Annotated in this window: 11 protein-coding genes; 9 read left to right on the top strand and 2 right to left on the bottom strand. The window is 45.1% G+C overall.

Annotation, left to right across the window (positions count from 1 at the left end):
* Positions 1-160: 160 nt before the first annotated feature.
* Positions 161-814 carry a GTP cyclohydrolase I FolE gene (gene folE / locus AC6R05_RS04465; RefSeq protein WP_150870299.1) on the bottom strand — a complete coding sequence of 218 codons (654 nt, stop codon included), beginning with the start codon at positions 812-814 and terminating at the stop codon, positions 161-163.
* 188 nt (positions 815-1,002) lie between these two features.
* On the opposite strand from folE, the gene moeA reads away from it, so the two are divergent.
* The 7 genes from moeA to AC6R05_RS04430 all read left to right on the top strand — a co-directional run bounded on the left by moeA (position 1,003) and on the right by AC6R05_RS04430 (position 9,818).
* A complete protein-coding gene (moeA, locus tag AC6R05_RS04460) occupies positions 1,003-2,238 on the top strand; it encodes a molybdopterin molybdotransferase MoeA (protein WP_500646690.1) in 1,236 nt (411 codons plus the stop codon).
* A 12-nt stretch (positions 2,239-2,250) separates the two neighbouring features.
* The gene (moeB, locus tag AC6R05_RS04455; RefSeq protein WP_500646689.1) at positions 2,251-3,009 is read left to right on the top strand and encodes a molybdopterin-synthase adenylyltransferase MoeB; all 759 of its coding nucleotides are present in this window, start codon (positions 2,251-2,253) and stop codon (positions 3,007-3,009) included.
* A gap of 259 nt (positions 3,010-3,268) precedes the next feature.
* Positions 3,269-5,413 carry an LruC domain-containing protein gene (locus tag AC6R05_RS04450; protein WP_500646688.1) on the top strand — a complete coding sequence of 715 codons (2,145 nt, stop codon included), beginning with the start codon at positions 3,269-3,271 and terminating at the stop codon, positions 5,411-5,413.
* 5 nt (positions 5,414-5,418) lie between these two features.
* Complete coding sequence (locus AC6R05_RS04445; protein WP_500646692.1) at positions 5,419-5,958, top strand: hypothetical protein; 540 nt, start codon at positions 5,419-5,421, stop codon at positions 5,956-5,958.
* A 145-nt stretch (positions 5,959-6,103) separates the two neighbouring features.
* Complete coding sequence (locus AC6R05_RS04440; RefSeq protein WP_500646687.1) at positions 6,104-6,427, top strand: hypothetical protein; 324 nt, start codon at positions 6,104-6,106, stop codon at positions 6,425-6,427.
* A gap of 63 nt (positions 6,428-6,490) precedes the next feature.
* The gene (locus AC6R05_RS04435) at positions 6,491-7,333 is read left to right on the top strand and encodes a sulfurtransferase (protein WP_500646686.1); all 843 of its coding nucleotides are present in this window, start codon (positions 6,491-6,493) and stop codon (positions 7,331-7,333) included.
* A gap of 187 nt (positions 7,334-7,520) precedes the next feature.
* The gene (locus AC6R05_RS04430) at positions 7,521-9,818 is read left to right on the top strand and encodes a putative bifunctional diguanylate cyclase/phosphodiesterase (protein ID WP_500646685.1); all 2,298 of its coding nucleotides are present in this window, start codon (positions 7,521-7,523) and stop codon (positions 9,816-9,818) included.
* 90 nt (positions 9,819-9,908) lie between these two features.
* Here AC6R05_RS04430 and AC6R05_RS04425 read toward each other — a convergent pair whose 3' ends face one another.
* Positions 9,909-10,916, bottom strand: coding sequence for a sugar-binding transcriptional regulator (locus tag AC6R05_RS04425; RefSeq protein ID WP_152469676.1), 1,008 nt, complete (start codon positions 10,914-10,916; stop codon positions 9,909-9,911).
* Positions 10,917-11,374: 458 nt separating this feature from the next.
* Here AC6R05_RS04425 and tal point away from each other — a divergent pair, with 458 nt between their 5' ends.
* Together tal and AC6R05_RS04415 are read left to right on the top strand one after the other, a co-directional pair.
* Positions 11,375-12,325: a transaldolase gene (gene tal, locus AC6R05_RS04420; protein ID WP_004737207.1), complete on the top strand. Its 951-nt coding sequence runs from the start codon at positions 11,375-11,377 to the stop codon at positions 12,323-12,325.
* Positions 12,326-12,404: 79 nt separating this feature from the next.
* A partial coding sequence (locus tag AC6R05_RS04415) for a thiamine pyrophosphate-binding protein (RefSeq protein WP_500646691.1) occupies positions 12,405-12,572 on the top strand: 168 nt, incomplete at its 3' end.

The raw sequence follows: 12,572 nt of genomic DNA, 5'->3' as shown, positions 1-12,572 counted from the left end.
AGCACAAAACCACATATGTATAAAGAAACTCCCCGGAAAGCTTGCTGTCGCGTTAGGCAATGGTGCGAATCAGATACAAAAAAGCCCCGCAGAGTGCGAGGCTTCGAATATTTCTTGTCGATTTAAATAGTGAAATCGAACCTATCTAATCAATCGTAGATTAGCGTAGACCGTGCAAGAACTCATGACGAGTTGCTGGGTTTGACTTGAAAATACCGCCCAGTGCCGTTGTGGTCGTTTCACTCGTTGCATCCATAACACCACGAGACTTCACGCAGTAGTGAACTGCATCCATTGTTACCGCAACATCATCCGTCTCAAGCAGAGTTTGAAGTGCAACAAGAATTTGCTGAGTCATGCGCTCCTGAACTTGTGGGCGCTGAGCAAAGAAGCGAACAATGCGGTTGATCTTAGAAAGACCAATGATTTTACCACGAGGAATATAAGCAACCGCCGTTTTGCCATCGATAGTTACTAGGTGGTGTTCGCACGTGCTGGTTACTGTGATGTCTTTCACACGTACCATTTCACGAACGCCCATCTTGTTTTCGATCACGGTGATTTTAGGGAAGTTGGCGTAATCCAAACCAGAGAAAATTTCATCGACATACATTTTAGCAATACGATGCGGTGTTTCTTCCAAGCTGTCATCGGTTAAATCAAGTTCTAGAAGAGTCAGAATCTCACGCATATGGTGTTCGATTCGTTCCTTTTTCTCTTCACGGCTTACCTGATTCGGGCTCATTGGTGTTTCTAACCCGCGGCTCGCTAGCGCATCTTTAACCAACTTCGCTGATTCGCTAAGACCTGACATTGAACTTCCTCTTCTATTACCCCTTTTGGATGGCAGACAAGGATACTCGGAATTTTGAATAATTACACCCATATTTTAAGGGAGGTCATTATTTACGGGCCTCAAACTATGCTAAAGTGGCATCAATTTCGTTGATACCGATGTACCAACAAACAAATCAAAATAATAACGATCAAAGGAATTCAATTATGGGCTGTTGCGACGCTCCGGGCTTAATGCCAATTGAAGAAGCACTTGATAAGCTGCTATCACCAATTACACCAATTCAAGACACACTATCACTGCCGTTGGCGGATGCTCTAGGTTACGTTCTTGCTGAAGATATTCTCTCACCTATTTTTGTTCCTCCTTTTGATAACTCAGCAATGGACGGTTATGCCCTTCGTCTAGCAGACCTAGAAAATGGCAATACACTCCCACTCGCAGGTAAATCATTCGCGGGTCAGCCTTTTGAAGGCGAATGGCCACAAAACACCTGTGTGCGCATTATGACGGGCGCTAAGATTCCAGAAGGTTGCGATGCGGTCATCATGCAAGAAAATACGCGTGAAACCGAAAACGGCATCGAGATTCAACAAACTGACATCAAGCCGAACAACAACATTCGTCCAACGGGTGACGACATCAAGCAAGGCGACGTTGTACTGAGTAAAGGCGAACGTCTAACACCTCGTGATATTCCAATGATCGCGTCTCTGGGTATTAGTCACATTCAAGTGTTGCGCAAACCTAAGGTTGCTTTCTTCTCTACCGGTGATGAGCTTAAACCTCTAGGTCAACCATTAGAAGATGGTCAGATCTACGACAGCAACCGCTACGGTATCAAGCCTCTCATCGAAGCATTTGGCTGCGAAGCGATTGATCTGGGTATCATCCCTGATTGCCCTGCGACGCTAAAACAGACTTTTGAAAAAGCACAAGAATTAGCAGATGTTGTCGTAACTTCTGGTGGAGTTAGTGTGGGCGAAGCGGACTACACCAAAGACATCCTTGAAGAATTAGGACAAATTGGCTTTTGGAAACTCGCGATTAAACCGGGCAAACCTTTTGCGTTTGGTGAATTAGAAAACGCTTGGTTCTGTGGTCTTCCGGGCAATCCAGTATCTGCAGTTCTAACCATGTACGTACTTGTGCAACCTATGCTCGCGAAGCTAGCCGGCAACACAGCGTGGAAAGCACCTGAATCTATTCCAGCGACAACGCGTTCAGCATTCAAAAAAGCACCAGGCCGTACTGACTATCAACGTGGTATCTACACCATCGAAAATGGTCAGTTTGTCGTCGAAACAACCGGTAACCAAAGCTCAGGCGCGTTCCGCTCGATGAGCCTTGCGAACTGCTTTGTGGTACTTGAACGTGAGCGCGGTCGTGTCGAAGCAGGTGAAACTGTTCAAATCCAACTGTTTAATTCAACACTCTACTAACGAGGCTTGTTAATGGAAATTCTGTCTGATGCGGAGATGCTTCGCTACAACCGCCAGATCATTCTTAAACAGTTCGATTTTGAGGGACAAGAAGCCCTCAAGCAAAGCTCCATTCTTGTATTGGGCGCCGGCGGCTTAGGCTGTGCAGCGTCCCAATATCTGGCGACTGCGGGTATTGGCAAACTCACGCTCATCGATGATGACGTAGTAGAGCTATCTAACTTGCAAAGACAAGTGTTGCATACCGATGCTGACATCGGAAAGAAAAAGGTCGAATCGGCAGCGGAATCACTTAGAGTGCTGAACCCTCATTTGACGGTAGAGACAATCGACCGACGTCTGTCAGACGATGAACTCAGTAGTCTGATTAGATCACACACATTGGTGCTGGATGCGTGTGATAATGTAGAGACGCGTAATCAACTCAATCGATTATGCTACCAAGCGAAGGTTCCATTAGTCTCTGGAGCAGCAATTCGTATGGAAGGTCAAATCAGTGTATTTACCTACCAAGACGAGAACGCTCCGTGCTATCAATGCTTAAGTGCTCTATTCGGTTCGGCTGCGCTTAGCTGCGTTGAGGCTGGCGTTATGGCACCTGTTGTAGGTATGGTCGGCGCTGCACAGGCTCTAGAAGCCATTAAAGTAATAGCGCAATTTGGCTCTCCGAAAGAAGGTAAACTTCTTATCTTAGATGCGATGTCACACAGCTGGCGTGAAATGAAATTAATGAAAATGCCAACTTGCACAGTGTGTGGTAAATCTAAGTAAACATCGCACTGTACTGTCTTGTTCTAAAACACGTTTACTTTTTAGAGCCTCACTCCTAGTGATTGAGGCTCTTTTTCTATCCGCTTCCACTTATTTTCATTTTGAAAACTCTCTTCGCTACTTGGCTTATTTCGACGCCAATTCAATTCTCATTTTGAGAAAACTAAGAAACATAAACATAAAGTCAATAAATACAACAACTTAAAAATGGCATAAGAATTGATACTCATACAGTATCTTCCATTACAAGGATGTTGATATGAGAATCCCAACGTTAAGTTTGCTACTCGGTGCACCGCTTCTAGCTCAAGCCGCGCCATTCGACACTTGCCCAAGCAAGGCATACCTATTTCAATCAACGCCAGTTCAAGTATATGGCGTCAATCTAGTCACAGGGTCTACAACGCTGTTGCAATCAGACACAGGCATGAACGCCAATATTAATGGTGTCGGTTTTAGCTTCGATGACCGCTATATCTACGGTTACGACACTACTAACAAACGCATCGTAAGACTGGGATCTAATTTCCAAGCTGAAGTCGTTAATACCAGCGGTTTACCAACCGACCACACCTTTTATGTTGGCGATGTTTATAACAGTACTTACTATCTATATCGCACTGGCAAAGGACTGTTCACAATCGACTTAACGCCGCTCGCGTCAGACCCCAACGCAGTCTTACCTGTTGTAAAAGTGTCTGATATAGCCACGGTTAAGCTCACTGACTTCGCATTCCACCCAAGTGACGGCAAGCTTTACGGGATCGATAACAACTCAGGGGTGCTCTACTCCTTCGACCCAACCACTGGCGCCACAACCTCAATTGGTGATACCGGGGAAACGGGTACGTTTGGTGCGGGCTATTTCGATGTTAACGGTAACTACTACGTATCACGCAACCAAGACGGTAAAATCTACCGCGTGAACCTATCTCCAGATAACGCAACCAATATTGCTGCAGGCATCGTTCCTGCCGTTGAGTTTGTATCTAACGGCCCTAGTTCTGGTCAGAATGATGGTGCGCGCTGTGCTAACGCTCCAGTCATTGACGAAGATTCGAATATCGACTTTGGTGATGCACCAGACAGCTATCTAACACTGCTCAACAGCAACGGACCTCGTCATGAACTTGATGGCGTGACTTGGCTAGGTAGCGAAGCCCCAGATGGCGAGCAAGATGGTTTTGTATCTCCACAGTCCGATGAGACAACCGGTATAGATGATGAGTGGACCAACGGCGGTATCGGCTTTGTTACTGCACTTGAGGCTGGGCTTGATTCTAAAGTGATGGTTGAAGCGTCAACCACGGGTTATCTGTCTGTTTGGATAGATTGGAACCAAGATGGTAGCTTTGATGGTGAGAACGAAAAAGTGTTCGCTGACTATCAACTATCTGCTGGTGAAAACGAGCTTTTCCTCAACGTCGATGTTAACGCCTTAACCGGTACGACGTGGGCTCGGTTCCGTTTCAGTCAACAGACCAACCTAGAGTATTACGGCGGCTCAACGTCCGGTGAAGTTGTTGATATTCAAGTCGATGTACTAAATGACGGTGCTACCGCTCGTTACTTCCCAAGCGCATCGGGTTACGCCACTCTCGCATATGAAGATAACTGGCCTTACAAAGCTGACTACGACATGAATGATGCCGTACTTCGTTACCGAATCACGGAGATCTTAAAAGATGGCAAAGTCGTCAAATCAACGATTGATGGTCGTCTGGTGGCTGTCGGCGCGGATTACCTTAATGGCTTTGCGGTTCGCCTTCCGAACTTAGCGCCAAGCTCTGTCAACACTGGTAACTCTTACATGAAAGAGAATGGTGTGTTCACATCTCTCAATATGGAAAGCGGTCGCAGTGAAGCCATTTTTGTTGTCGCAGAGAACCTGACTGAAAAAATCGCTACCAGTTGTGATTTCTATCGTACACAGAATGGCTGTAAGGACGATGAACAATTTGCTTTCCAAATTGGTATTTCATTAGACGGTGAAGGCGTTGACACTAGTGCTTGGACAGATATGCCGTACGACCCATTCATCTTTGCGACTCCTGGCCACTACCACGGTCCAAACTTACCGTTACACCCAGGTCGTAGTTGGGAAGTCCACTTGGCTGATCAAGCACCAACTGAAGCCTTCGACAGTGCAAACCTATTCGAGACTGGCCTAGGTGTCGATGACAGTAGTCCAAGTGAAGGCAAATACTTCAAAACAGCAGAGAACCACCCTTGGGCATTAATGATTACGTCAACAGCCGAGTGGGAATGGCCACAAGAACGTGTAGACATCGTAACGGCATACCCACAATTCAAGACGTTTGCAGAGTCTGGTGGCGAAGATGCGACAACCTGGTTCCAGTCACCTGAAGCTGGCCAATGTTATGACTTGAGCTCAGAGGAGTAATCATGATGAATACGCAAATGAAATCCTCAAAACCACATACTAACGGCTGTAACACTGAGTCATCAGCACTACAGGAAACACCAACAAAAGGATGCAGAGCCATGGTTAAACAAGCTTCGTTAATTTCACTGCTCGCTAGTACTACTTTGATCTTTGGTTGTGGTGGAGGAGGTGGCGGCGGAGGTGGCGGTTCAACGGCTGCACCCGCTCCAGCAGTGGCAAGCACGATGTCCGACTTAACCGTACCCGATGGTTTTGACTACAACCCGGTAGAACAGCACGACCTTAATATCGATATCAGTCATATATCAACGAACCGTTCATTCGTATCTGTTTATAGCCGCTATTCTGAACGCAGTGACGCGACTTTTAAGCCAGACTATTCAAGCAGATTGCTGGCTGGCTCTTTAAACAACGGGCAGTTTAATTCTTCATTTACCGCTCCAATCAGCGAGGAGAACATCCTGATTGAGATCTGGTTCTATGATGGTCAAGCGCCGCTTCAGCAAATTGTTTCATCCGATGTGATGCAAGTGACCTGGTAGATATTCGAGTAAATACAAGCGAGCCTATTTGGGCTCGCTTTTTGTTGTTAGTTGCCTCACGAACTCGCGCATCTTTATACTCAATTCGTTATAACTGGCGTATCTTAAAACTAACTGCACATAGTCTAGGAGCTCAAACAACTCTATGAAACAGCTAAAGTTGGCGTTTGTTATTCTAGGTCTGGGGGTTGTAGTTTTAGTGGCGTTAATTCAGTTAACCACCCCTTCCTCCAACACTGTAGAAAAGCGCGCGATCGTCAAGGCGAATACCCTTACCCAATCGCTTGATGGCCATCGTCGCTATCTGACTTTAAAACTTGATGATGAGCCAAGCTTTCGATTGTCAGTCCCAGCAACTATTGAATGCCCCATTGATTCTATAGTGATTGTTGATGCATTATTGAAGCAATCGACCGGGCAACAAAGTTATAAATATCAGCGCTGTATTGCCGCAGACACCACCCAATAGCTTGCCCAAAGTTCATCTTAGATATCTCAACTCAAACAATAACAACATAGGAAGTGGAGTACTATGACTCAACCTCTGATCACACCCGCTCAGTTGAACGAGCTGTTAAAACAGCAAGACGTTATCCTTCTCGATGCCAGTATCGAATTTCAAATTCCGGGCGAAGCAGAAAAGATTACTGACCAATACATCCCTGGCTCGGTAAAATTCGACTACGACAAAGATTTCTGTGATAAGCATACCTTGCTTCCTCATATGTTCCCGACCGAGAAACACTTCAATGAACGTGCTCAAGCGCTTGGCATAAACAATAAGAGTACCGTCGTGGTGTATGACAACGCAGGCACTTTTGCTTCACCACGCGCTTGGTGGATGTTCTTAGCTATGGGGCATACCAATTCTCTGATTCTGGATGGTGGTTTACCAGCGTGGGTCGAAAGTGGCTTTGAGACAGTTCCAAGTTACAGCACCGTTGATGCCCTTGGGGACTTTGAAGGAGTGCTAGATAAGAGTTACTTTATCGATGCAACTCAAGTCAACGACTACTCTAAAACGCAACAAGCCAATATTCTCGATGCACGCTCTCAAGCACGTTTCGACTCTAAAGTACCAGAGCCTCGACCTGGGTTGAGAAGCGGCCACATTCCACACTCTGTTTGCCTACCCTTCGCACAAGTTATGGAAAATGGGCGCTTAAAGTCAGAGCAAGAACTGAAAACAATCTTCAGTGCATTAGACATACAACAACTGCCTATGGTATTCAGCTGTGGCTCCGGCGTTACGGCTTGTATCATTCTTCTGGCTGCGAAAATTGCAGGGTACAACAACCCAATGAGTGTTTATGATGGTTCATGGACTGAATGGGGAGCAAACGAAGAATTGCCAATAGAGGTCACCCCAGAATAGAAATAACGGTAACAATGTCACAATAAAAGGTCTAGACAACAAATAATTTTGATCGAAACAATACTGAGTTGCTATGTGTTTTGTTACTATACAACAGAATAAATACGGCGTTCTTTTTTACAATTTCGATTCAAGGTTTCTCAAAATTGGCCGTTACATGAGTGTTATCTAGACCCAAAGGCGTTGTATGGCTGTATTCAAAAAAAATATCTGGACGTTGTACATATTGATCGTACTGCTGACTTTGATACTTTTTTCTGCGTTTGGGCTTATCAAATGGCAAACTAACCGAGACGACTTCACCCGCCAACAGCACATGCAGTTGGAGCTATTTTCGAACTCTATTGAATCGCTTCTAACTAGCCAAGAGGCGCTACTAGAAGTCGTCGGTCATCAATTACTCCAACAATCTGATTTTACTCGTACTGCAGCAATTCAAATTCGTCCTATCTTGGACAAACTGCTCGACACTCACCCGGCGATCGCCGCTTTTGGTTTGATCAATCCTAAAGGTGAATACTTAGCCGTTAGCTCAAATTTGATGCTGACTGAGCAGCGCAATCTTCTCGACTATGACTACACCCGTGACTCCTTTTTAGAGGCGATTGAAAGCCAAAAAATGGTGTTAGGTCGTACCTACTTCCAGGACTCCCTTGGCACACTGATCATCCCTATTCGTAAATCGATTTCCACCAACGGCACTGATGTCGCCGCGGTAATGACGGCTGGATTGAAACTTAACAGTACCATCCTATTTAAAAAGAACGTTAACACCGCTGAGTACAACAGCTTGAGCCTGCTGCGCGACGACCTTTATCGGCAGTTCTATTCAAAGGATGTGGTTTCACTACGAGCCTACTCTACTCCCGTTGACGCCAATATGGTCGAGCACATCGCCAAAAGCTTCGCCAAGTCGTACAACATAAAAATTCAAGACGCTAAAGAGAGTGGAAAGATCTACTCTGCGATCGTTGAACAAGAAGGCAATAACAGCATTGTCACCACTACGTACTTGAACGATTACAAACTTTGGGTTATCGGCACAACAGAACTTGCGTATGTAGATAAGGTTTTCTGGGAAGAGTTTAGCATCTACATTGCTGTGTTCTTGCTGCTACATGCTTGCTTTTACGCACTGGTTAAATCGATTTCCAAGAGTGAGCTTCGAACTCGTAAGCAGCTGATTTATCAAGCGAATCACGACCCATTGACCTCGCTACCAAATCGATTCTATATGCGCCAAAACATCAGTAAATGGCTTGATGATGAGAAACATCCGTTTACCTTGTTGTTTATTGATATCGACAACTTTAAGAGTGTGAACGACACTCATGGGCATGACTTTGGCGATAAAATCCTCAAGCAAATTGCGCTTCGCTTGAGCCGTTTCCAGTCACGCCTGAGCCTTGTTATTAGGGACTCAGGTGATGAGTTCTTATTCTTAACGCCCCTGATCAATGAGAGCGAATTGCACCGTTTGGCGGAAAGAATAATCGAGGTGTTATCGAAACCTTATGACGTAGACGAATCACAATTCCTATTAAGCTGTAGTGTCGGTATTGCACAATTCCCGCAACACGGTAAGGACCTCGATAGCCTTTTGCGTTCAGCCGACATATCAATGTACAAAGCAAAACAACAGCAGAACTCGTACAGCATGTTCACTGCTGAGATGCAGGAAACTCACTTGTATAAGATGAAGGTGGAACAAAAGCTAAGAGTGGCCATAGAGAAACAGACACTCTTTATGGTGTTCCAGCCTCTCCTGTGTGCAGATGGCAGTGTTCATGGTGTGGAAGCTCTGGTGCGCTGGATTGACGATGAACTAGGTTTTGTACCACCAGACGTATTCATCCCTGTGGCAGAAAAAACCGGACTAATGCCGAGATTAGGTGCGTTCATCATTGAATCCAGTATCCAACAGATTGCGCACCTGCACCGAATTGAGATGTTTAAACTAGGTTTATCTATCAACATCTCTGTGCGTCAATTTATGCATGCTGCATTTGCAGAGCATCTATTGGCGACACTTGAAAAGTATCAATTCCCGAGCGACTACCTAACGCTGGAGATCACCGAGAACTTATTCATAGAAGATGTACAACAAGTACGCCCTATCTTTGAATCGCTCAACGATATAGGCATTAAGATCTCACTGGATGATTTCGGTACAGGATACTCTTCTTTGAGTATGCTTAAGGCATTACCAATCTACGAACTGAAGATTGATAAGAGCTTTATCGAGAACATTAACTGCGATGCTCAATCTTTGACGATGGTTCAAAACATCATAGCCATCGGTAAAAACTTTGGCATGGTAGTATTGGCAGAAGGCGTCGAGACCAAAGAGCACTTCGATGTCCTAAAAGCTTGTCACTGTGATTTAATGCAGGGCTATTACTTCTCTCGTCCAATACCGTACGAAGAACTTAGTCAATATCTGAAGCACTATTCATCTTCGACAAAAGAAGAGTGTGAAGCATAAAAAATGGAAGCGTGTGCTTCCATTTTTTATCTCATTTCCCGGCAAATCCAACCGATTGTCGCCAATTAGCTAAACTCATTTGCGAATCAGTTATTTGGCGCTCTCACCTTTTTCGGCATATTTCATCTGCTCATCCAAGTTAAGAACGGTCAATGCGTTGCTTACACTGGTCGCAATCACATCGACGACACCAGTACGAAGTGCACCGAGTAGCGCAAGCGGTTTACTGTTCTCTGCAGCAATGGCAATCACCTCTGCAATCGGGCGAAACTCTTCCAATCCCAAGCCAATAACACGGTCACTCATTACTGTGTTTGCCGCTTTACCATGTACGTCAAAAAAGTCGTAGCCTGCGAAGTCACCGACGACACCTTGTAGTAAACGAGATTGAACTACCTCGCCTGCGGTAAACCAGCCTAAGTCAACCATGTAGCTGTTTTCACTCATGTCACCGATACCCACTAATGCCACATCGGCCTTTCGAGCGAGATCGAGTGTTTGCTTAACTGTGCTGTTTTCCATGAATGCGGTTTTTTGAGCCTTGTTCTCCGCATAGGCTGGAGCATACAGAGTTTCCGATGAACCACCGTACTTTTTCGCCAGCTGACGGCAAATGTGGTCGGCATTGAACATACCGCCTCTTGGGTGAATGCCTCCGATACCACACACGAACTTACAATCACGTGGGGTAATTACACCAGTGTGGTGTGCAACAGACGATACGTTGCGGCCTTGACCCACTGTCACTACCATGCCGTTTTTTAAGGTGCTGGTTAAATAGTTAGATACTAAGCCAGCTACTTGAAGACGTTGCTGCTCTTCGTTCGGCTGATCCAGAGCAACAAGTGCGCGCTTGACACCAAAGCGCTCAATTAAGCGTTGTTCTATTTTAGCGCTAAATACTGGGTGGTACTTTACTGTAATTTCTACGATACCTTCGTCTCGAGCTTGCTTGAGCATTCGACCAACCTTTGCACGAGAGATTGAGAACTTTTTCGATATCTCTTCCTGTGTCGCACCGTCTTGATAGTAGGCAACCGCCACTTCAGTGAGAAGATCAGTATTTTCTTCCGACACATCTTGAATATTCTTACTCATATACCACCCAACAAGTATTTAACAATTTATTCACCTAAATAAGCAGCAAATGCCCGATAGCAAAGCAACTGTCGCATCAGTTTACACCATGAACATTTGTAATGGTAGAAAACAAATGCTCACAACAATCAATATCACCAAAGTGTAATTGAACTGCTCAATACACAACCATTAAACGTTTGCTTTCAGACCCCGTGTTTATTGGAGTAAATTATATTTGATTAAAGTCACTTTACTGCACTATTTGCCATTGACTTTGCCGTGAGATCGGATAAATATGGCTTCATCATTTACTCAGCCAACGAACATATGTTCGAAGCAAATGTTCGTCAGCTCGAAATTTTAAAATTAATGAACAACTGAACCAATGATTTGGTGATGAGAAGTTTATTAGCTAGCTTGCAAATGCCCACATCTCTCTTCACACGAGATGTTATGCGATAGATAGGATGATCAAAATGAGCAACAAATTAGAGCAACTTCGTAAACTAACGACAGTAGTAGCAGACACTGGTGAAATTGATGCAATCAAAAAGTACCAGCCAGAAGACGCAACAACTAACCCATCTCTGATTCTTAAAGCGGCTCAAATCGAAGAGTATGCGCCACTTATCGATGCTTCAATCGAATACGCTAAAGCACAAAGCGCTGATAAAGCACAACAAGTACAAGACACTTGTGACATGCTTGCAGTAAACATCGGTAAAGAAATCCTGAAAACAATCCCAGGCCGTATCTCTACTGAAGTTGATGCTCGTCTTTCTTACGACACTGAAGGCAGCGTTGCTAAAGCTCGTCAGCTAGTAAAAATGTACAACGATGCTGGCATCACTAACGATCGCATCCTAATCAAACTGGCTTCTACTTGGGAAGGTATCCGTGCTGCTGAAATCCTAGAGAAAGAAGGCATCAACTGTAACCTAACGCTTCTATTCTCATTCGCACAAGCTCGCGCATGTGCTGAAGCTGGCGTATTCCTAATCTCTCCATTCGTTGGTCGTATCATGGACTGGTACAAAGCTAAAGAAGGTCGTGACTTCGAAGCATCTGAAGATCCAGGCGTAATCTCAGTAACTGACATCTACAACTACTACAAAGAGCACGGCTACAACACTGTTGTTATGGGTGCAAGCTTCCGTAACATCGGCGAGATCCTAGAACTTGCTGGTTGTGACCGTCTAACTATCGCTCCTGCTCTTCTAGCTGAACTAGAAGCTGCTGAAGGTGACGTTGTAGAGAAGCTAGTTGACTCTAAAGGCTCTAAAGAACGCCCTGCTCCAATGACTCACGCTGAGTTCCTATGGGAGCACAACCTAGACGCTATGGCAGTTGAGAAAGTTGCAGAAGGTATCCGCAACTTCGCAGTTGACCAAGGCAAACTAGAAGACATGATCGCAGCTAAGCTGTAATCACACAGAATTAAAAAAGGGGAACGTTTGCGTTCCCCTTTCAATTTCCAATTCCAATATTTAAACACTGGTAGTTATTATGGACCGTAAACATCTAGCTAATGCTATTCGTGCTCTAAGCATGGACGGCGTACAACAAGCAAACTCTGGCCACCCAGGCGCACCTATGGGTATGGCTGACATCGCTGAAGTTCTTTGGCGTGATCACCTAAACCACAACCCGTCAAACCCAGAGTGGGCTGACCGC

This window comes from Vibrio sp. R11-SG3-ISO9, from assembly GCF_059834255.1.
Note: the sequence above shows the minus strand (reverse complement) of the source record. Positions and strands in the feature narration are given on the sequence as shown.

Coding starts and splice junctions, on each gene's coding strand:
- folE (WP_150870299.1), bottom strand. CDS start 814: ATGTCAGGTCTTAGCGAATCAGCGAAGTTGGTTAAAGATGCGCTAGCG.
- moeA (WP_500646690.1), top strand. CDS start 1,003: ATGGGCTGTTGCGACGCTCCGGGCTTAATGCCAATTGAAGAAGCACTT.
- moeB (WP_500646689.1), top strand. CDS start 2,251: ATGGAAATTCTGTCTGATGCGGAGATGCTTCGCTACAACCGCCAGATC.
- AC6R05_RS04450 (WP_500646688.1), top strand. CDS start 3,269: ATGAGAATCCCAACGTTAAGTTTGCTACTCGGTGCACCGCTTCTAGCT.
- AC6R05_RS04445 (WP_500646692.1), top strand. CDS start 5,419: ATGAATACGCAAATGAAATCCTCAAAACCACATACTAACGGCTGTAAC.
- AC6R05_RS04440 (WP_500646687.1), top strand. CDS start 6,104: ATGAAACAGCTAAAGTTGGCGTTTGTTATTCTAGGTCTGGGGGTTGTA.
- AC6R05_RS04435 (WP_500646686.1), top strand. CDS start 6,491: ATGACTCAACCTCTGATCACACCCGCTCAGTTGAACGAGCTGTTAAAA.
- AC6R05_RS04430 (WP_500646685.1), top strand. CDS start 7,521: ATGGCTGTATTCAAAAAAAATATCTGGACGTTGTACATATTGATCGTA.
- AC6R05_RS04425 (WP_152469676.1), bottom strand. CDS start 10,916: ATGAGTAAGAATATTCAAGATGTGTCGGAAGAAAATACTGATCTTCTC.
- tal (WP_004737207.1), top strand. CDS start 11,375: ATGAGCAACAAATTAGAGCAACTTCGTAAACTAACGACAGTAGTAGCA.